Genomic DNA, 20755 nt, shown 5'->3' with positions numbered 1-20755 from the left:
TCCTATTGGCGTTTCTGCATTTCTTCCGCTACCAGCTGAAAAGTATTCAGTTTGTCTTTGAAATCATAGGCAGATGACACCAGCATCACTTCGTCTGCTCCGTACTCGGCTGCCAATGCCTCCAATTGGTCCACAACTTGGTCTGGAGTCCCCACAACCATCCGCCGACGGTTTTCAGCTACCAGCAATTTTTCGAATTTGGAATATGAATAAGCCATTGCTGTCTCTGGCGGCGGTGTACCTTTGGATGGCATGCCCTGTGCTCCCATGCACAGAGAAAGATCCATCGAGGAAGCCACGCGTTCTGCCTCCTCGGGCGTTTCCTGGCAGACGACAAATATCGCAAAGCCTACATGCGGCTTGCTTTCCTCATGGGACTTAAAGTGTTTACGGTATTCTTGCGCAAACTGTTGTCCGCCTTCGCCGTTGATGAAATGTGCAAACATATATGGCAGCCCTTTTTCTGCCGCTAACTTTGCTGAGTTTTCGCTCGAGCCTAGCATCCAGATTGGCGGGCTGTGCTTAGTTACCGGTGTCGCTTTCATGCCGTAATAAGGATGTTCTTCAGGAATTGAATCCGTCAAATACATGCGAAGATCGTCGATTTGCGCAGGAAACTGGCTTGTATCACGCTTTTTCCCCTCATTTAACGCATAGGAAGCGCGTGGCATTCCTCCTGGTGCTCGGCCGACTCCTGCATCAATTCTATTTGGATACAAAGCTTCCAGCAGTTTGAAGTTTTCCGCGATTTTAAAAGCGGCATAATGCGGCAGCATGACACCGCCAGAACCGAGGCGAATGCTTTTCGTCACAGCACCGAGATGTGCAATCAGCACTTCCGGAGAAGAGCCGGCCAACGTCGCCGCGTCGTGATGCTCTGACACCCAAAACCGTGTGTAACCCCATCGCTCGGCTTTTTGTGCGAGGATCGCTGTCTGTTTCAGGGCTTCCTGCGGAGAGCTGCCTTCTGAAATAGGTGATTGGTCGAGTATGCTATAGGTTAATGCCATTGTCGTTTTCTCCTTTATCCCGCTTTAACGGGCAGTAGGGCTCTCCCTCCTTCGAGCGGGAGATCCACTGACCGTAAAAGTCCGATTGGATCAACTAACAATCAGCGGGAATAACCTCCACTGATTGAAGTTTCTCTTTATTCCTCAATCACGTAACCGACCGAACGCAAGACGGTGTGAATAAACCCTTGCGTCGCCAAAAACACTTCCTCTTTTTCCGGTTCCTGAAAAATGTCATGGTAACAGAATTTCCATTCCTTGTAGCTGAACTCGGTGAGCTGCTGCTTCAACAGCCATTGGCGGGCAGTTTCTTTTTCGGTGATTGCATCCCGCTCTGCTGTGTGCAGATAGGTCGGAATCTGCGGATAAACCTCGACAGCAGCTGCTGTTTCTTTCATATAGCTCTGCAATTCTTTAAACCACGATGCAGTGATGACAGTATGATACATCTTGTTTTCGGCTTCCTGGTCAAGGGTGAATTGGCTTCTCGTCAGATCACGCAGCGTGATTTCGTGGTCCATTTTCCTGCGTCCGGTTAGTTGGGCAACACCTGGAAATGCGTTGGGCGCTTTTGGCGGCAACTTCTTTAACTGCAGCCACGGAGACGTAAAGACGGCTCCGGCTACATTGAATTTTCGGTTGCCAAGAATATTCATGGTGATGGTGGCACCAAGGCCATGGGCAATGACAAATACCGGCAGATCGTTTTCCGATGACAGCTTCAGCATATCATGCACTGCCTGCTCGTAGACATCAAACGATTCGCGGTGGACATTGTCGGCTCCCGCGTTTTTGCCATGGCCTGGCAAATCTCCCATATAGACATGAAATCCAGCCGATCGCCATTTTTCGATTTGCCACGCATAGCGTAAATGCTGTTCATACGCACTGTGAACCAGCACGACTACCGCCTTTGCCGTTCCTTCTGCCTGCCATTTCCACATAGTCCAACTTCCTTTCTTTCGCCCATCACGAGTTGAGGCTGCACTTCGATTTGACGTTTTGATTTCATTTGTTACGATTATAGAATATCTTATCTTTTTTAAAGGAGCTTTGCCATGATTTATCCATTTAAAGACAAATTCCCCCAAATTGACCCATCTGTTTTTATCGCAGACTATACAACCATTTCCGGTGATGTGACCATCGGAGCTGAATCATCGGTTTGGTTCAATACGGTAATTCGCGGTGACGTCTCTCCAACCATTATCGGCAACAAAGTAAATATCCAGGATCTTTGCATGCTGCACCAAAGCCCGGGTAAAACATTGCTGTTGGAAGACGAAGTAACAATTGGCCATCAAGTGACCCTCCACAGCTGCACCATTCGAAAAGGGGCATTGGTTGGCATGGGCTCAATCATTCTTGACGGTGCCGAAGTCGGAGAAGGCGCATTTATCGGGGCCGGCAGCCTGGTTCCGCCTGGTAAAGTAATCCCACCCGGCATGCTCGCTCTTGGGCGCCCTGCGAAAGTCGTCCGGGAACTGCGTGATGATGACAAGGTGGACATGGAACGGATTGTTCGCGAATATGCTGAAAAAGGCGCTTATTACAAATCGCTTCAAAAAGAATAGTATGAAAAAAAGGACGACCGGGCATCACTGCCGGGCCGTCCTTTTTCATGCCACAAAAGATCAAATGCCAGCTTCGACGCCAGCTTGTTCTTTCAAAATTGCTGCTTTGTCTGTGCGCTCCCAAGGAAGATCAACATCCGTACGTCCGAAATGGCCGTAGGCTGCAGTCTGCTTGTAGATCGGACGGCGAAGATCAAGCATCTTGATGATTCCAGCAGGACGCAAATCAAAGTTTGCGCGTACCAAATCGTCTAGTTTGTCTTCATCTACAACGCCCGTTCCGAATGTATCAAAAGCGATCGATACAGGATGTGCTACACCGATTGCATATGCCAGTTGGACCTCACATTTGTCTGCAAGGCCAGCAGCTACGATGTTTTTCGCCACGTAGCGTGCAGCATAGGCTGCTGAACGGTCAACTTTTGTCGCGTCTTTACCGGAAAATGCGCCGCCGCCGTGGCGTGCATATCCACCGTAGGTATCTACGATGATTTTGCGGCCAGTCAAGCCTGCATCTCCCTGAGGTCCACCGATAACGAAACGCCCCGTTGGGTTAATGAAGTATTTAGTATCTTCATCGATCCATTTCTCAGGAACGACTTCTTTAATGACATACTCTTTGATGTTGCGCTGGATTTGCTCCAGTGTTACTTCCGGATGATGCTGAGTCGAAATAACAATCGTATCCACACGAAGCGGTTTGTTATTTTCGTCATACTCGACAGTCACTTGCGTTTTGCCATCCGGACGCAAGTATGGAAGAATTTCTTCTTTGCGTACTTCTGCTAAACGGCGTGCCAATTTATGTGCCAATGAAATCGGCAATGGCATCAATTCTTCTGTTTCATTGTTGGCGTATCCGAACATCAACCCTTGGTCGCCTGCTCCGATATCATCCAATTCTTTATCTGTCATTTGGCCTTCGCGCGATTCAAGCGCTACGTTGACTCCTGCAGCGATATCCGGTGATTGCTCATCGATCGCTGTAAGAACAGCACTTGTTTCTGAGTCGAAACCGTATTTAGCTCGTGTATACCCAATTTCTCTTACCGTTTGTCTAACGACTTTCGGGATATCCACATAAGTTGAAGTGGTGATTTCTCCGGCTACTAGAACCAGTCCTGTCGTTACGGTCGTTTCGCACGCAACACGCGCGTTTGGATCCTCGGTCAAGATTGCATCCAAAATAGCATCTGAGATTTGGTCACAAATTTTATCCGGATGTCCTTCTGTTACTGATTCTGATGTAAATAATCGACGGTTTTTCAAAAAATGTTCCTCCTTATATCCTGCGAGATTGCTCTCGAAATTGATACGGTACTCGTTTCCCATGTCAAGTCCGTTCCAGACAAAATCCAGATTGAACTTCAAGCCGTTTGTGGCCTTTCACACGAGGATTAAGGGCATTCCATAAAAAAATCCCTTCACTCATACATAATGAGGAAAGGAGAATCATCATAAGCACCTTTCACTCTTATCATCCAAGGCCTGTGCACCTTGCTTCAGGTTTGGCACCATCACTGCAATAGCAGCAGGTTGCCGGGTTTCATAGGGCCTGTCCCCTCCACCAGCTCGGAATAAGAGTATCCGTTCAATTTTTCATCATACGGAAATAGTACGGGGATGTCAACATTTTTTACAAATTAAATAAATTATATTGAGTTAGCTGCTACCCGTTTCCAACAAAAATGCTGCACTTTCCGTAGACACCTTTATTTAAGTAGAACTAATGATTTTCGGCTTTATATACGATTTAAATGTTGAAAACCATTCGCATGACGGCCGTTTAAAGACGGCAAACTTAAACTCTAAGTATACCTTATATAGCTTATTTACTTGTAGAATCCTACCTCATATAGAAGTCTAGACAATATTTTTTGATTTCCGAAGTGGATTAGTATAGACTAATAAACCTAATGTGTTATACTAATGAACGAATATACATCCTCCCCATCACCATGGGAATAATAGAAAAGGAAGGTACATATATATGACTTCAGTGAACTTTGCAAACGATTTAAAGGATCTTTTAACTGGCCAAAATGTACATGTTCAATTATCAGTGCCACAACTAGTGGAAGCAGCAACATCCCGTGGGGAAGCGGTTTTGACTCGGGAAGGCGCTGTAAAAGCGGAAACAGGAAAATACACTGGCCGCTCACCGAAAGACAAATACATGGTGGAAGAAGAAAGCTCTAAAAACAAAGTCGACTGGGGCAATGTAAACCGTCCGATTTCCAGCGAAGTGTTTGAAAAACTCTACGCTAAAGTGATTAAGCACCTAAAAGAAAAAGATGCTCTTTTCGTTTTTAAAGGATTTGCCGGAGCAGACCACGAATCACGTGTGCCAATTCAAACGATCAATGAATATGCGTGGCACAACTTGTTTGCCCACCAATTGTTCATCCGTCCATCGGCTGAAGAGCTAAAGGCGCATGAAGCTGAATTCACTGTGGTTTATGCGCCTACATTTATGGCAGACCCTGCAGTTGACGGTACGGCGTCAGAAACATTCATCATCGTATCAATGGAGCAGCGCATTATTTTGATCGGCGGAACTGAGTACGCTGGCGAAATGAAGAAATCCATCTTCTCAATCATGAACTACCTGTTGCCGGAAAGAGGCATCCTTCCGATGCACTGTTCAGCAAACGTAGGCCAAGATGGCGACGTAACTTTATTTTTCGGCTTGTCCGGTACAGGCAAAACAACCTTGTCAGCTGACGGAGACCGCAAGCTGATCGGTGATGACGAGCACGGTTGGTCCGATAATGGCGTCTTCAACATCGAAGGCGGCTGCTACGCAAAAACCATCAACCTTTCGCGTGAAAACGAACCACAAATCTATGACGCGATTCGTTTCGGTTCGGTTTTGGAAAACGTAGTTGTCGATCCGGATACACGCATCCCGGATTACGACGACGGTTCATTGACTGAAAACACACGTGCTGCCTACCCGATGCAGGCAATTGACAATATCGTTGACCCTTCAGTTGCGGGCCATCCAAAAACAATTGTTTTCTTGACTGCGGACGCTTTCGGCGTATTGCCTCCAATCAGCAAGCTGACAAAAGAGCAGGCCATGTACCATTTCCTAAGCGGCTACACATCAAAATTAGCGGGTACAGAACGCGGAATCACTTCACCTGAAGCAACGTTCTCAACTTGCTTTGGTTCGCCATTCCTGCCGCTGCATGCGACGGTATATGCTGAAATGCTGGGCAACAAGATTGATGAGCATGGCGTTCAAGTCTTCCTTGTCAACACTGGCTGGACAGGCGGCGTTTACGGAGTCGGAAGCCGCATGAAGCTTTCTTACACACGGACAATGGTTCGCGCTGCCATCAAAGGCGAATTGAATGATGTTCCGACTGAAAAAGAAGCTGTCTTCGGCCTTGAAATTCCAATACAAGTACCTGGTGTACCAGCTGATGTATTAAACCCGCGCCATGCATGGGCGGATAAAGAAGCATACGATTTAAAAGCTGTGGAATTAGCACAAAAATTCCAGGAAAACTTCCAGAAGTTCGGGACTGTCGCACCTGAAATCACGACGCTTGGCGGACCACTTCAAAAATAAGCATCCCTTAAAGCCCGTTCGGAGTAAAATCCGAACGGGCTTTTTTTGATTTTATGGAGAAAATGGATCTTGTTGTTCTAACTTTCTTTCACTCTCATCCACTGGCAAATTGCTTTGACCGTCTTATGATTGGCTGCTGGCGGAAAGAAATGTGTATACTCCGGGAAATACCAAGTTTCGTATTGCTGGACGTTAAGCTCCAAGGCTTCTTCCAACAGATATGCCTGGGCAGGATAGACATTTTCATCCTTTAACCCGTGGATGATCAGCATCGGCGCATTGCTTTCGTCAATCCGCATTAGCGGGTTGCGCTCTTCATATGCGGCAAGCGCTGTATTTGGTGTTCCGCCGTAGAGCCGTTTCATCATGCGCCGCATATCCGGCCGCTCTTTATAGGTCAGCACCGTATCTGTGACTCCAGCCCATGTTACAAGCGACGTGACATCCGGCCGCAGAATTGCAGTCCACAGCGCCATGATGCCGCCTCTTGAAAATGCCAGCAAATGCACTTTCCCATTGCTGTATTTTTTCAACACATCTACAGCGTGAACTGCATCCCAGCGATCGGCACCGGCAAATTCATCTCGCCCTTCCCCGCCTCGATTGCCTCTGTAATACGGGGCAAACACCACAAAACCTTGTGCAGCAAACTGAGCAATACGAGCTGGGCGAACCATTCCAATCGATTGGATGCCTCCTCTTAAATACAAGATGCCGCTATAGCTGCCAGGCTTTTTCGGTTCGGCAAGCATTCCTTTTACCTTCAATCCTTCTGACCAATAAACAATTTCCGTTAAGCGGACATGGGGATTTGGTGAAGGAAAGTGTTTTTTCGATTTAATCGTCCCATTTTCCAAGTTGCTTCACCTTCTCTAAAATTGTCCTCATCCCTGCATCTTTCATTAGGAAACTGAACTCGTCGCCCAGCTCCAGCTTTTCCATTAACACAATCCCTTCTGTTTCAAGAAGCGGAATCTTGTCCACCTTTTCCACCGCTCCGGCAAAAACCGTTTTGCAGAATGGTTTTGGCGAATACACCACGTACTCAGCAAACCATTCCAGCTCTTTTACATGAGCACCGGTTTCTTCGTATACTTCCCGTTTTGCAGCTCCTAGCAAACTTTCACCTGCTTCTACTTTGCCTCCTGGAAATTCCAGACCGCGTGCACTGTGCCGGGTCAGCACCCATTTTCCGTTATATTGGCAAATGACCAATACATGCCTGCTTTCTAAAGAAAAGCTATTTTTTTCAAATGATAGTTCACATGGATATCCGTTAAGATCCTGATACTGCATTTTTCCACCTCGATGCATAAGAAAAGCGTACACTAAATTTCAGTGTACGCTTGTATAACTCTATTTTACTTCTTTTCGCCAAGAAATGCTGATAACATCCAAGAATGTTTTTCAAGGTTTTGATGGACAGCATTCAGCATATCCTCTGTCATGTCATCGCCATCTGCAGCCGCCAATTCCATGCCCTTTTTCAAGGATTTCATAATTTTGTCGTAGTCGCTGACAATTGTATCGACCATGTCTTCTGCCGATTCCTTGCTGCTTGCTTCATCAATGACTGACAGCTTGAGCTGTTCTTTCATTGTCGCAACGGGTTTCCCGCCCAACGCCAGCAAACGCTCAGCGATTTCGTCCATATGAAGGGTTGCTTCGTTATACAATTCCTCAAACTTCACGTGCAACGTAAAGAACGACGGCCCTTTCACATACCAATGAAAATTATGTAATTTTGTATAGGCAACTGACCATGTCGCCACTTGAACGTTCAATTCCTGGTTTAATTCTTTTGACATTTCCAATCACACTCCAATTAGTTTGATAAGCTCTTATACTTTATTTATACCTCTAATCCACCTACAATAAACATACGAAGTATTTCATCCGAAAAGAGCTGACCGACCATGAAGACAGCGCTACTGAAAGTTTTCCGCTTTTATCAGCGGTTCATATCCCCTTTATCGCCCCCGAGCTGCCGATTCTATCCGACCTGCTCCCATTACGGCATCGAGGCTGTAGAAAAGCACGGCGCATTAAAAGGTGGATATTTGGCAGTTAAACGCATCCTAAGCTGTCACCCTTTCAATAAAGGCGGTATCGATTTTGTTCCGGAAGAATGGCCACCAAAAAAATAATTGGTGGTTTTTCTTGTGTTTTTTCGAATCATCCTGTAGTATTCAACTAGTCATTAAAACGTAACGATTACATTTTGGAGGGTTAACATGAAAAAAAATTTATTGCTAGTATCCTTAATTTTACTATTAGCCGCTTGCGGCGATACAAGTGAAGAAGCGCAAAGTGTCGATGAGAATCCTGAAAAGCTGCAGGTCTTTACGACGGTTTATCCGCTGACTTATTTCACTGAACGCATCGCTGGCGATTTGGTTGATGTGCAGTCGATTTATCCGGCTGGTTCAAACGAACACACTTTTGAACCGACCCAGCAGGAGATGATCGGGCTGGCAGACGCAGACTTGATGTTCTCTATCGGCCTTGGCCTGGAAGGTTTTATTGATAGTGCAAAAGAAACGCTGCAAAATGAAAATGTCGAGTTTGTAGCCACTGCTGACCAAATTTCAGACGAAGAGCTGGAAGCTGCACTTGGTCATGAAGAAGAATCCCATGAAGAAGAAGCTCATGAAGAAGAAGCTCATGAAGAAGAAGCCGGCAGCCACGATGGCCATGATCACGGTTCGACAGATCCTCACGTATGGATGTCTCCGGTGCTGAGCGAAAAACTGGCAGAGTCAATTAAGAATTCACTGGCAGAAGCAGATCCGGAAAATGCAGAAACCTACGAAAGCAATTTTACGGAATTGGTGGTGGAACTGGAAACTTTGGATCGTTCTTTCGAGGCTTTGTCTGATCGTGTTGCCAAAGATACTTTTTTTGTTTCCCATGCGGCTTTCAGTTATTTGTCAGAGCCCTATGGCTTTGAGCAAGTTGCAATTGCCGGATTGAATAGCCAGGACGAACCTTCGCAAAAAGAATTGACAGAAATTGTGGATCAGGCAAAAGAGGAAAATGTCGAGTATATCGTCTTTGAACAAAACGTTTCCTCCAACCTGACCGAAGTTATCCAAAACGAAGTCGGTGCTGAAGCAATTGAAATGCACAATCTTGGTGTTTTGACACAGGAAAATATTGATAATGAAGAAACTTATTTCACATTGATGGAAAAAAACTTGCAAGTACTTGAAACGATTCTTAAATAGTAAAAGTGGAGTGAAAAGCACTGCAGCGAAATTTCGCTGCAGTGCTTTTTCAATTTAGAAAACAGCTGATTCAGCTGCCAGCAGTCAATTTAATCAATCGCTTGGTCAAAAACTGCCGCCATTCATCCGCCAGCTCTTCCGCTTCAAGCACTTTGACAAGCCCATCGATGTCTTTCGTTCGGTGGAAATTGATTTCATTAGCATAAAGAACAGACACTTTCTGAGGATCTTTCGCTACTGGCCGAATAGTTGAGTCTGCTCTGATCATGCCTTCTTCCAGTACACGACATAGATACCCGGTATACCCCGTTTTCACCATTTCTTTCAGCAATGGCTTCATAGCAAGCCTTCTGTCGATGGTGTTGCAAGGAACCCTTCCTTGCGTCACTTGAATTACCGCTTCCCCAATTTGAAAAATATCACCGATGCAAATATCCCGTTCCAGCATATTCGTTACCGTCAAGTTTTCCCCAAAAGCAGCACGAGGCAGTTGGGTTTCAAAATGGCCATTCCAGTGTTCGTAATGTTCGTGTGGATAAATACACACAGCACGTTCCGGTCCCCCGTGATGCTTTATATCCGCAACCCCATCTCCAAAGAAACCGTCTTTGCTTAAAAACGCTTCTTGAACTTGCTGTTTTCGAATAGCCGTTATCATTTCCTTGCCGTTTCCATACGCCATGTTTTCAGGCAGTCCGACAGCAAAGTTTTTGATAACTGCCTTCTCGGAATTTCTCACATGCCACCCCACCTTTTTATCAATATGCAAAATTCAACCAACATTTTTTTACTAGAATTCATAATCAATCTTCCAGTATTTCTTTTAAAAACTTTTCACGGTGATCAAGAAAATATTTAGTAATCCGGTAATGGTCTGTCTCTTCGTAATCGATTTCTTCAATGAAATCCCCATCAAAACTCAGTATTTTGGCGTCTGGATAACCCAAGAGAATAGGCGAATGAGTGGCAATAATGAATTGGCAATCTTCTTCTGCTGTCATGTCTTTTAAAATTCGTAAAAATGTTAACTGGCGCTGTGGAGATAACGCCGCTTCCGGCTCATCCAGCAAATACAAGGCACGTCCGTTAAAGCGATTTAAGAACAACGATAAAAACGATTCCCCATGAGATTGCTTATGCAGAGAACGGCCGCCATATGATTGAAAGCCATCTTCGTCAACGTCTTCAAGATGAGTGGCAAAATGATAAAAAGATTCTGCCCGCATAAAAAAACCATTTGTCACTTTCGGCATCCACGAGAGCCGGAGGTAATCACCCAGTACAGACTCTGATGCATGCACACTATACATATTATTGCGGCCGCCGCCTGCTGTATTAAATCCGCATTTATCCGCAATCCCTTCTAGCAGCGTAGATTTGCCCGATCCATTCTCTCCAACAAAAAAAGTGACCGCATTGCTCAAATCCAACTGTTCTAAACTATTGATCGAAGGGACAGTAAATGGATATTCCCCAAAATCTTCAACATCCTGTTTCATTAAACTGATCCGATTTAAAAACACCAGCTCACCTCCTTGCCGATTGTTTTCTTCAATCTATAAAACAGCAACTTCGAAGAAACGTTAACACTCATAGGTATACAACTCATATAATTTTTATTCATTGTCTCACATAATCTTCCAACTGGAAACAACTCTTCCAACTTTTTTTCATTTTATGTAAAACGCCTGAACGGGAAAGATTCAGACCACTCGGTAACCAATTCCCGGTCGATTGCTCAAAAGGATGTTACCATTTTCCACTGTAATTTCCGGATCGATAATGTCCTTTTCCCAAAAATGCTGAGAGGCTGAAAAATCACCTGGATAAACAATTCCCGGCAAAGAAGCCAATGCCAAATTATGGGCTTTGGATACACCGAATTCAATCATGCCGCCGACCCACATCCCAATGGAATGCGTCTGGCATAGCCTAACCACTTTCAAGGCTTCGGTCCATCCGCCAAGCCGGCTCATTTTCAATACCACAATGTCGCCTGCTTGCTGATCAATCATCTGCTGGACATCTTCCAGACAGGCAATGCTTTCGTCCAGGCAGATTTTGGTCTTGAGCTCTTTTTTTGCCTGTGCATGCAATGCCCATTCCCGCTCGCCAAAAGGCTGTTCTATTAACGCAAAATCGACTTCATCAAATGCCTGCAGCCGGTTAAAGCTGTCCTTCTGAAAGCTTCCATTGGCATCTGCAAAAAACTGCAGCTCCGGAAAAGCAGCGATCACCGATTTTAACAGCGCAACCTCCATATCCGGATGAATTTTTATTTTGACCCGTCTATAGCCGGATTGCGCAGCCAGTGCCACCTGCTCTTCAATCTTCAAAGGATCTGCCGCCACCACGATGCCTGCGGAAATAGGCTGCGGAGAGCCCCCTATAAACTTCCATAGCGGCTCTCCTTGCTGCTTGGCAAACAAATCCCACACCGCCATTTCAATGGCAGCTTTCGCCATTCTATTGCCTTTAACAGCGGCAAACAAATTCCATACTTCCTGAGGACTGCCAATGGTTTTATTCATGAGCAGCGGCACAAGAACCTGCTCCAGCACGAAACGGCAGCTCGTGATGGTTTCTTCGGTATACCAAGGCGTTTCAAATGCCACACATTCCCCGTAGCCCACATCCCCCACATCACCGGTGACCGAAACCAAGATTATTTCCCGCTCTTCAACCTGCTGCAGCACCGCCTTGAATGGAGATCGCAGCGGCTGCCGGACAGTTTTTAAATGGATGTCCCGGATTGTTACAGCCATGTTCTCATCTCTCTTCTCAAGAGTTTGTTTGATGCATTGCGCGGCAGCGCCTCGACAAATGACAGCCTTTTGGGCACTTTGTAAGGCGCGATTTGCTCCCGGCAGTATGTTAAGAGCTCGTCCGCTGTCGCTTTTTTGTTCAGCACCACGAATGCTACAGGAACCTCTCCCCACTTCTCGCTTGCTGCACCACAGACACCCGCTTCACGGACAGCCGGATGGGCAAGCAATACTTTCTCAATTTCAGCCGGATAGACGTTTTCCCCGCCCGAAACGATCAAATCTGATCGCCGGTCCACGACGAATAAAAAGCCTTCAGCATCCAAGTAGCCAATGTCTCCCGTATGAAGCCAGCCGTCTTCCTGTACATTCCGATCGTTAAACCTGCCAATATAGCCGGGCGTCACTTGAGGACCGCGAATGAGGATTTCGCCAGTGTCTCCGGGTTTTTGCGCATCATCTATTTTTACCTCATATAAAAATAACGGTTTTCCTGAAGAACCTATTTTCCGCTCTGCATCTGCCGATTGCAAAGTTGTGGTCTGCGAGGAAGTTTCCGTCATTCCATAAGTTTGCAAAACCGGAATTCCACATTTCTCTGCGCGCTTGATGTAAGCGACTGGAATCGGTCCGCCGCCGGCAAGAACTGCTTCAAACCGAGTAGAAGCATGCGATCGAGATTCTTCCACATTGCTCAAAATGCGCTCCAGCATGACCCCGACCACCGACATATGGGTCACAGTTCCCTTGCAAATTTCCTCGGCACTGCGCTTTGCATCAAACTTCTCATAGAGACGCACACCCATGCCATAGATCAGCGATCTCATTAAAATCGAAAAGCCGCTGATGTGAAACAACGGAACAGAACAGAGCCACACATCGTCAGGTGCAATTCCGATGTTAAGCGCCGAAGATACCGCACTTGAAAAATGGTTTTCGGCTGTTTGCCGGACGCCTTTTGGATTGCCTGTAGTTCCGGATGTATACATAATTGAAATGGTGCGGTCCTGTCGCCAGTGTTGCTGCGGTTCGAATCTGACCGGCACAGCTGCGTCAAGCTCACTAAATAAAACCACTCCGGAAGACGCCAGTTTATCTGTTAGCTGATCCGCCACCAACACGTGATCCACTCCAGAATCTTCAATTTGATACGACAGTTCGGCTGTTGCAAGCCGTTCATTCAACATGACCATTTCACAGCCCATATGCAGGCAGCCATACATGACAAAAACAAATTGCGGGTTGGACTTAGCCAGGATCGCTATGCGCGAATCCGCTGTTATGCCAAGTGCAGTCAGTTTACCAGCATATTCAAGCGCAAGCTCATTAATCTCTGAAAAGGTCCATTGCTTTTCCTCAAACGATAAGGCCATGCGGTCTCCGCTCAAATAACTTCGCTGGCTCAACCAGTTCGGATAGCTCATCTAAAAAATCCTTTCTTCAAAAAAAGCTGTCCCCTGAGAGGACAGCTTTCAATTATTCGATAATCATGGGAAACGCGGAAATTGGCCAAAATCCGGTTTGCGTTTTTCTTTGAACGCATCGCGGCCTTCTTTTGCTTCATCCGTTGTGTAATACAATAGGGTTGCGTCTCCAGCCATCTGCTGCAATCCAGCCAGACCATCTGTGTCGGCATTCATTGCTGCTTTAACGAAACGCAGTGCAGTCGGGCTCATTTCAAGCATTTCCTGGCACCATTGAACCGTTTCGTCTTCTAATTGGTCAAGAGGCACGACTGTGTTGACTAGGCCCATATCCAATGCTTCCTGTGCATCATACTGACGGCATAGGTACCAGATTTCACGGGCTTTCTTGTGTCCGATGATGCGGGCCAAGTAACCTGAACCATAGCCTGCATCAAACGAACCGACGCGCGGTCCTGTTTGTCCGAAACGTGCATTGTCTGCAGCAATCGTCAAGTCACAAACCACATGCAAAACGTGTCCGCCGCCGATTGCATAACCCGCAACCATTGCGATGACCGGCTTTGGAATAACACGGATCAAACGCTGAAGGTCTAGGACATTCAAACGCGGAATCTCATCTTCTCCAACATAGCCGCCATGTCCGCGTACTGATTGGTCGCCGCCTGAACAGAAAGCCTTTTCGCCTTCGCCAGTCAAAACAATGACACCTACATCTGCGTTATCGCGTGCGCGTGAAAATGCATCGATCAATTCGTGAACTGTTTTCGGACGGAATGCATTGCGCACTTCCGGACGGTTGATGGTGATTTTAGCAATACCGTTAAAAATTTCATACTTGATATCTTCATATGTACGTTCTGTAATCCACTCGCGTGTCATGATTTTCCTCCTTGATAGTTCAAACTTAAATACTCTCTTACTATTGTAGCAAATTCAACAGGTTTTTCCACATGTATTGCATGCCCTGCATCGATAGTTTTGTGAACAGCGTTTGGCAATAGCTTCATCATCTCTGCGGCAATCGCCTCAAACTTCTCGTCCAAGCGGCCCGTCACCAATAAAACCGGCATGTCCAGCTCTGCCAGCCGCCCCCAATAGGACGCTTGTGCACCGGTTCCCATACCCCTTAGGCTGTTCGCAAGCCCAACCGGATTCTGTGCCAAACGCTCTTCGCGAACGGTCCGTTTCAAAGAATCTGGCAGGGATTTTTGGCTGTCAAACAACGGGATGTTTTCCCAGCGTTCAACAAAATTTTCTATCCCGCCAGCAACAATCCGTTCTGCCAGCCCCTCGTCACGCGTCCGGCGTTCCTGCCGCTCAGTTTCACTCCGAAGTCCAGGAGAAGCACTTTCCAGCACCAGTGCTTTGACCCGCTCCGGAAAGCTGCAGGCATAAGCCAGCGCTGTCCTGCCGCCCATCGAATAGCCGACTAGCGTCAGCCGTTCCAAATTCAACTGCTCAAACAAAGCATCCAGATCTTCCAGCTGCCGATCCATTGAATAAGACTCAACTGTTTCCGGACAATCCGTTTCGCCATGGCCTATCAAATCGATCAAAATGATTCTTGATTCGTTCCAAGCTTCAATAACGGGCTGCCAGCTTTTGGTGCTGCCGGTAAAGCCATGCAAAAAGACAACCGCTTCCTGTTTGTCTTCGTTAATTATTTCAAGGTGATAGCAGGTTCCGTTAATAGCCAGCTTCATTGCTTGGCCAGCTCCCCGTCTAATCGGCTCCATAATTTGCGGTGTGTTGCGACATTGTGCTGGCGGTCGGTGAACACTTCAATAATTTTCACAGCTTTGTCTTTTGGCTGATCCAACGCCTGTGCTAATTGTTCTGCTGTTTCGACTGCAGCATATTGCGCATCGTACATTTTTGCTGCATCGCTAAAAGTCAGCCCTGTCGGCGTTCCGAACAAATCCTCAAAATGACGCTCTTCCTGAGACTGCGGCAAATAAGAGAAGATCCCTCCTCCATCGTTATTCATGATGACAATCGTCAAATCCGTCGGCTGCATTTTGGATGCAATCAATCCGTTCATGTCATGAAGAAACGACAAATCACCGATAAACAAATACGCTGGACGCCTTTTTGCCGCCTGGACGCCAAATGCCGTCGATACCACTCCATCAATGCCGTTTGCACCACGATTGGCGTAAATCATGACATCCCGCTCAGTTGTATTAAAGAAAGTATCGACATCGCGTATCGGCATACTGCTGCCGACAATCAGGTCGCAAGCTTCCAGTTTATCAAAAAATACTTTTGCCAAAACGCCTTCATCCAGCTCTTCCTTGCAATGGCTGTTGACAGCTTTCCAGTAGAGCTCCGAAGCAGCTGTCCATTTTTCACGGTAAGAGCTCGCTTGTTTTACTTCTAATGGCAGCTGCCACAAGCCGGCCGCCGACGATTGGATGTGATGAGTAGCCAGCGACTGTGCATCCCGCAGCATCGGACTTTCATCAAACACCACATAAACTTTCGGTTTCACTCCAGCAAGGAACAAAGACAGCGGCTTCGACACCGGCTGTGGTCCGATCCGGATGACGGCTTCAGGCGTCGCCTCTTTCTTGAATGCTTCATTTTTCAATAAGGCATCATAAGAATCGATGATCAAATGCTTTGCTTCTGGAGGAACATTCCCCCGTAAATTCGACAAAGGATCCGCAAGTACCGGCCAATCAAGCTGTTGGATAAAACTCCAGAATTCAACCGGCATCGGTGCAGTCATTTCTCCGACAATCAGCAGACCTTTTTCTTTTTTCATCAGGTTCTTTAAAAATTCCTGGCTGCTAGGCGATAAAGCCATTTCTCCACCGAAATGAGCAATTTCCCCCAGACTTTCATAAGCCTGTTCAAAATCGATGCGCAAAGGTTCCCGGAACGGCACATTGACATGTACCGGCCCTTTCGGTTCACTGCTTGCACTTTGGACAGAGCGATGCAGATGGCGAGACAAGAATGCCAATTGGTTTTCCGTCTCTGGCATCGGCAAATCCGTCGCCCACTTGACATGTGCTCCGAACAAATTGACCTGGTTGATGGCTTGCGGTGCTCCGACTTCCCTTAGCTCGTGCGGCCGATCTGCCGTTACGACGATCAACGGCACTCGCGCATAATACGCTTCAATGACTGCCGGAAAATAGTTTGCCGCCGCAGTGCCCGATGTACATAACAGCATTACGGGTCTGCCAGAAGCTTTCGCCATACCAAGCGCAAAATAAGCCGCTGAGCGTTCATCGATCTGCCGGTATACAGTCAACCCTTCCTGTTTCATACAGGCATATGCAAGCGGAGTGGACCGGGACCCTGGACTGATTACAACATCCGACACCCCCAGTTCAACCAGCGAATGGGTAAATGCAGATACGTATTCGGTTAATGCTTTACGATTCGTCACTCAATTGACCTCCCAATGCCCGAAGCATCGGTCTGAATTTAACCCATGTCTCGTCATACTCTGATTGAGGCGTGGAATCTGCTACAATTCCACCGCCTGCATATAAATAAGCTTTTTCACCATCCAATAAAGCCGAACGGATCGCGACAGCAAATTCGCCGTCTCCTTTGGCATCGATCCATCCGATCGGAGCTGCGTAGTAGCCACGGTTCATTGCTTCGTAGTCACGGATCAGCTCTAAAGCCTTTAATTTCGGTTCCCCGCCAAGCGCCGGCGTCGGGTGAAGAACCTCCACCAAATCAAACAAAGTTGAGCCAGAATTTAATTCACCTTCAACCGGTGTATACAAATGCTGAATATCCCTGATTTTCATCAGTTTCGGCAACTTGGGAACGATTGTCCGGCTGCAATTCGCTTCAAACACTTCACTGATCATCTTGACGACATATTGATGTTCAGCGCGATTTTTTGGATCTTTTAACAAGGCTTCACCAAGTTCGGTATCCTTCTCGACGGTTTTCCCTCTCGGAGTAGAGCCGGCTAAACACGTCGAGAGCGCTTTCCGGTCTTCCACTTTCACTAACCGCTCAGGTGTTGCACCAAAGAAAAACTGTTCTTCCGCTTCCAAACCAAACAAGAAGCTTTCAGGTTGTTCATTGGAAACTTGATACAAAGCAGCAGTTGGAGATAGCTTCTGTTCATATTCCAGTTTTAAGGTGCGCGCAATTACGACTTTTTCCACCCCTTCAGCTTTGATGATATCTGTAACCTGTTGAATAGATCCCAAGTATTCTTCTTTTCTAAGCTCTGTTCGCCCAGTCGCCTGAGGTTTATCGTATTTATCCACTTCTGATACTTGAGCAGCGTGAATCAGTTTGTCGCGTTCTTTGCGCATCGCATCAAACTCTGCAAAACTTTCTTGCTGGTTAGTGATAAAATGGATGCTGACAAAAGCCTGATCTCCTTTTAAAATCAATTGAAAAGTCGGCACTGCAAAATAAGCCTGCTGAAACCTTCTCCATTCACTCGGCTTGTTGTTCAAAGGATCGAATGAGAAGCCCCCAAAAAGAACTGGTTGTACAGAACTTTCTTCATTAACGATCTGGCGGCATAAACTTTTCCAGTCTTCCTTTATTTTCCCGAATCTCCCTGCTAGTTTGTTTGTAGACAGGACATGGGCATGACCAATTCCAACGAGTGTAAAGGTCTTTTCACGATTTTGCCAATACATGCGTTTTCCGGCATATTCATCCCCTCCAGCTTCAAAAAATGCCAAAGCAGACATGCGGGTTACTTCGATTGTTTCAGTATAAAAGCGGTAGCCCTCGTAATGGCTTTCCGCAGATTGCTGGGTCGATGAAGTCGATTCTGAATTCACCTGATTACCTCCGTTTTAAGACAAGCGTCTCGTTTATTCCACTCACTGTTTTACTTTTTAATCTCTATCCTCTATCATACTCTTTTCTGCTAAAATCAGCACATCATTTGCTGTATTCCCTTCTATTTTGAAGTACAATGAACAGTGGAAAGAATTAAAGGAGAGATAGATATGACACATTCACTACAAGCTGACAGCGGATGGCGCGTCTGGTGGCAGCTGACCCGCCCCCACACCTTGACTGCATCCTTCGCTCCCGTTTTCCTGGGAACAATGATCGCTTTACACTATTCCCCGATAGACTGGATTTTATTCCTGGCGATGCTTGTCGCAAGTTTGTTGATTCAAGCAGCCACCAATATGTTCAACGAGTATTACGATTTCGCCAGAGGCCTCGACAATGAAAATTCTGTCGGCATCGGCGGCGCAATCGTTCGAAACGGTGTGAAACCAAAAACCGTCTTGGCTTTAGCTTTAGTATTTTACGGAATCGCCGCGGTCATCGGGCTCTACATTTGTTCACAAACCAGCTGGTGGCTTTTGGTCGTTGGCGCAGTGGCGATGATGATCGGCTACCTATATACCGGTGGACCTTATCCGATTGCTTACACCCCTTTTGGCGAACTTTTTTCTGGAGTGGTAATGGGCTATCTGATTGTCATCATCGCCTTCTACATTCAAACTGGAATGGTTACACTGGAAGCTTCCTTGCTTGCTGTACCGAGCACTTTGCTAGTAGCAGCAATTATGTTATCTAATAATATCCGTGACATTGTGGGTGACGAAGAAAGCGGGCGCAAAACGCTGGCGATACTAGTCAGAAGACCAGCAGCAGTCAATATACTATTGTCTTTCTTCATTCTGGCATACGCCTGGATTGTTATTCTTGTTGCGACCGGAATGCTGACGCCTTGGGCTTTATTAGTCTTCCTCAGTGTCCTGAAACCCATCAAAGTCGTTCAGATCTTTAAACGCTACACAGAACCGTTAAAAGTGATGCCTGCCATGAAGGATACAGGCAAAACGAATACATTTGTCGCATTCTTGCTTGGAATCGGATTACTGATTGATTATCTTCTATAAATACTGCGAAAAAAGGGATCCCTATGGAATCCCTTTTTTGTTTGAATAATACTATGTTGAAATCTAAGCATGCGTTATAGTAGATGAATAATTAAATGGCACTTTTTAAGGAGGTTACAAAGTGAAACCCATTTTGATCGGCATTATAGCTGCTTTTTTCTTTGCCTTTACTTTTGTCTTGAACGCCACGATGGAAGCAGACGGCGGGAGTTGGATCTGGAGTGCTTCTCTCCGCTATATTTTTATGATTCCCTTTTTATTGATCATCGTTCTTTCCCGGAAGAACTTAAAGCCGCTGTTAAAAGAAATGAGCAGAAACAAAAGAGCTTGGCTGCTTTGGAGCTTTGTAGGATTCGGTTTATTTTACGCTCCCTTATGTTTTGCAGCTGCCTATTCCCCAGGCTGGCTAATTGCAGGCACATGGCAAATCACCATTATTGCTGGCACTTTACTTGCTCCGTTGTTTCTAATTACCATACATAGTAATAAAGAGACTATCCAGATCAAAGGAAAAATTCCCATTAGGGGACTGTTAGTTTCCTTTATCATATTGGCTGGTGTGAGCTTGATGCAGTTAGAGCATGTGGCAGCCGTTTCTTCGGCAACACTGTGGTTTGGTTTTGTTCCAGTCATCGTCGCTGCTTTCGCATATCCACTAGGCAACCGAAAAATGATGGACATATGCGGCGGTCGATTGGATGCTTATCAGCGTGTTCTGGGGATGACTTTAGCGAGCCTGCCATTTTGGCTGATATTGTCCTTTTATGGCTTGGTAACGATTGGTAGTCCTACAGCTTCTCAAAGCTTTCAAACTTTGATCGTCGCAATCAGTTCAGGAGTTATTGCCACTGTGCTGTTCTTCAAAGCCACAGACTTGGTCAGAGGAAATATGCAAAAACTGGGTGCGGTTGAAGCTACCCAATCGATGGAAGTTTTATTTGCTTTAGTAGGTGAAGTTCTTTTTCTAGCCATTGCTTTTCCTTCCGGTTTATCACTATTGGGCATATTGCTCGTGATGCTTGGGATGATGCTTCACAGCTATATTTCTGCTAGAACGAAAAAAAACGTCATGCAATTGAATGCATGACGCTTTTTTATGATGACCCCTACGGGATTCGAACCCGTGTTACCGCCGTGAAAGGGCGGTGTCTTAACCGCTTGACCAAGGGGCCTAATACTGGCGGAGAAGGAGGGATTTGAACCCTCGCGCCGGTTGCCCGACCTACACCCTTAGCAGGGGCGCCTCTTCAGCCACTTGAGTACTTCCCCAGTATGGCTCCGAAGGTAGGACTCGAACCTACGACCATCGCA

At 46.3% G+C, this 20755-nt stretch carries 20 protein-coding genes, 2 tRNA genes and 1 riboswitch; of the genes, 6 read left to right on the top strand and 16 right to left on the bottom strand.

What is annotated here, in order from left to right; genetic code table 11:
• Positions 1-2: 2 nt before the first annotated feature.
• Together GJB59_RS12640 and GJB59_RS12635 are read right to left on the bottom strand one after the other, a co-directional pair.
• Entirely contained in the window at positions 3-1010 is a 1008-nt protein-coding gene (locus tag GJB59_RS12640; protein WP_142829495.1) for an LLM class flavin-dependent oxidoreductase, read from the bottom strand.
• A gap of 137 nt (positions 1011-1147) precedes the next feature.
• The gene (locus GJB59_RS12635) at positions 1148-1954 is read right to left on the bottom strand and encodes an alpha/beta hydrolase (RefSeq protein ID WP_142829497.1); all 807 of its coding nucleotides are present in this window, start codon (positions 1952-1954) and stop codon (positions 1148-1150) included.
• Positions 1955-2068: 114 nt separating this feature from the next.
• Between GJB59_RS12635 and GJB59_RS12630 the strand changes: the two genes are divergently transcribed.
• Entirely contained in the window at positions 2069-2584 is a 516-nt protein-coding gene (locus GJB59_RS12630) for a gamma carbonic anhydrase (RefSeq protein WP_142829499.1), read from the top strand.
• 60 nt (positions 2585-2644) lie between these two features.
• On the opposite strand, the gene metK is transcribed toward GJB59_RS12630, so the two are convergent.
• Positions 2645-3853: a methionine adenosyltransferase gene (gene metK / locus GJB59_RS12625; protein ID WP_142829501.1), complete on the bottom strand. Its 1209-nt coding sequence runs from the start codon at positions 3851-3853 to the stop codon at positions 2645-2647.
• 202 nt (positions 3854-4055) lie between these two features.
• Positions 4056-4168: riboswitch (SAM riboswitch) on the bottom strand.
• Between the two features lie 406 nt (positions 4169-4574).
• Between metK and pckA the strand changes: the two genes are divergently transcribed.
• Positions 4575-6164: a phosphoenolpyruvate carboxykinase (ATP) gene (gene pckA, locus GJB59_RS12620; protein ID WP_142829503.1), complete on the top strand. Its 1590-nt coding sequence runs from the start codon at positions 4575-4577 to the stop codon at positions 6162-6164.
• 77 nt (positions 6165-6241) lie between these two features.
• Here the strand turns inward: pckA and GJB59_RS12615 are convergent, their stop codons facing one another.
• From GJB59_RS12615 to GJB59_RS12605, 3 genes are all read right to left on the bottom strand, one after another.
• The gene (locus GJB59_RS12615; protein ID WP_142829505.1) at positions 6242-7021 is read right to left on the bottom strand and encodes an alpha/beta hydrolase family protein; all 780 of its coding nucleotides are present in this window, start codon (positions 7019-7021) and stop codon (positions 6242-6244) included.
• Positions 7002-7460 carry an RNA deprotection pyrophosphohydrolase gene (gene ytkD, locus GJB59_RS12610; protein WP_142829507.1) on the bottom strand — a complete coding sequence of 153 codons (459 nt, stop codon included), beginning with the start codon at positions 7458-7460 and terminating at the stop codon, positions 7002-7004. The genes GJB59_RS12615 and ytkD overlap by 20 nt, the downstream gene beginning before the upstream one ends.
• Positions 7461-7525: 65 nt before the next feature.
• Entirely contained in the window at positions 7526-7972 is a 447-nt protein-coding gene (locus tag GJB59_RS12605) for a Dps family protein (RefSeq protein WP_142829509.1), read from the bottom strand.
• A 108-nt stretch (positions 7973-8080) separates the two neighbouring features.
• Here GJB59_RS12605 and yidD point away from each other — a divergent pair, with 108 nt between their 5' ends.
• Together yidD and GJB59_RS12595 are read left to right on the top strand one after the other, a co-directional pair.
• Positions 8081-8311, top strand: coding sequence for a membrane protein insertion efficiency factor YidD (yidD, locus tag GJB59_RS12600; RefSeq protein ID WP_142829511.1), 231 nt, complete (start codon positions 8081-8083; stop codon positions 8309-8311).
• 87 nt (positions 8312-8398) lie between these two features.
• Positions 8399-9391, top strand: a complete 993-nt coding sequence (locus tag GJB59_RS12595) for a metal ABC transporter solute-binding protein, Zn/Mn family (RefSeq protein WP_142829513.1) — start codon at positions 8399-8401, stop codon at positions 9389-9391.
• A 70-nt stretch (positions 9392-9461) separates the two neighbouring features.
• On the opposite strand, the gene GJB59_RS12590 is transcribed toward GJB59_RS12595, so the two are convergent.
• The 8 genes from GJB59_RS12590 to GJB59_RS12555 form a co-directional block, all read right to left on the bottom strand.
• Positions 9462-10073, bottom strand: coding sequence for an MOSC domain-containing protein (locus tag GJB59_RS12590; RefSeq protein WP_185960103.1), 612 nt, complete (start codon positions 10071-10073; stop codon positions 9462-9464).
• A gap of 121 nt (positions 10074-10194) precedes the next feature.
• Positions 10195-10914 (bottom strand): AAA family ATPase, encoded by a 720-nt coding sequence (locus GJB59_RS12585; protein WP_142829517.1) that lies wholly within the window; start codon positions 10912-10914, stop codon positions 10195-10197.
• Positions 10915-11094: 180 nt separating this feature from the next.
• On the bottom strand, positions 11095-12156 hold the full coding sequence (gene menC / locus GJB59_RS12580; RefSeq protein WP_142829520.1) for an o-succinylbenzoate synthase: 1062 nt from the start codon (positions 12154-12156) through the stop codon (positions 11095-11097).
• Positions 12147-13580, bottom strand: a complete 1434-nt coding sequence (locus GJB59_RS12575; protein ID WP_142829523.1) for an o-succinylbenzoate--CoA ligase — start codon at positions 13578-13580, stop codon at positions 12147-12149. The genes menC and GJB59_RS12575 overlap by 10 nt, the downstream gene beginning before the upstream one ends.
• 63 nt (positions 13581-13643) lie before the next feature.
• Positions 13644-14462 carry a 1,4-dihydroxy-2-naphthoyl-CoA synthase gene (gene menB / locus GJB59_RS12570; protein ID WP_142829525.1) on the bottom strand — a complete coding sequence of 273 codons (819 nt, stop codon included), beginning with the start codon at positions 14460-14462 and terminating at the stop codon, positions 13644-13646.
• Entirely contained in the window at positions 14459-15286 is an 828-nt protein-coding gene (gene menH / locus GJB59_RS12565) for a 2-succinyl-6-hydroxy-2,4-cyclohexadiene-1-carboxylate synthase (RefSeq protein WP_142829527.1), read from the bottom strand. The genes menB and menH overlap by 4 nt, the downstream gene beginning before the upstream one ends.
• Positions 15283-16983, bottom strand: a complete 1701-nt coding sequence (menD, locus tag GJB59_RS12560; protein ID WP_142829529.1) for a 2-succinyl-5-enolpyruvyl-6-hydroxy-3-cyclohexene-1-carboxylic-acid synthase — start codon at positions 16981-16983, stop codon at positions 15283-15285. Before menD ends, menH begins: the two co-directional genes overlap by 4 nt.
• Positions 16970-18361, bottom strand: coding sequence for an isochorismate synthase (locus GJB59_RS12555; protein ID WP_142829531.1), 1392 nt, complete (start codon positions 18359-18361; stop codon positions 16970-16972). Before GJB59_RS12555 ends, menD begins: the two co-directional genes overlap by 14 nt.
• A 171-nt stretch (positions 18362-18532) precedes the next feature.
• On the opposite strand from GJB59_RS12555, the gene GJB59_RS12550 reads away from it, so the two are divergent.
• Positions 18533-19444, top strand: a complete 912-nt coding sequence (locus GJB59_RS12550; protein WP_142829533.1) for a 1,4-dihydroxy-2-naphthoate polyprenyltransferase — start codon at positions 18533-18535, stop codon at positions 19442-19444.
• A 121-nt stretch (positions 19445-19565) separates the two neighbouring features.
• Complete coding sequence (locus tag GJB59_RS12545; RefSeq protein ID WP_142829535.1) at positions 19566-20531, top strand: DMT family transporter; 966 nt, start codon at positions 19566-19568, stop codon at positions 20529-20531.
• Between the two features lie 13 nt (positions 20532-20544).
• On the opposite strand, the gene GJB59_RS12540 is transcribed toward GJB59_RS12545, so the two are convergent.
• Positions 20545-20616, bottom strand: a tRNA-Glu gene (locus GJB59_RS12540).
• A 6-nt stretch (positions 20617-20622) separates the two neighbouring features.
• A tRNA-Ser gene (locus GJB59_RS12535) sits at positions 20623-20713 on the bottom strand.
• Positions 20714-20755 lie beyond the last annotated feature (42 nt).

Source organism: Planococcus soli (assembly GCF_016881065.1).
Classification (GTDB): domain Bacteria; phylum Bacillota; class Bacilli; order Bacillales_A; family Planococcaceae; genus Planococcus; species Planococcus soli.
Note: the sequence above shows the minus strand (reverse complement) of the source record. Positions and strands in the feature narration are given on the sequence as shown.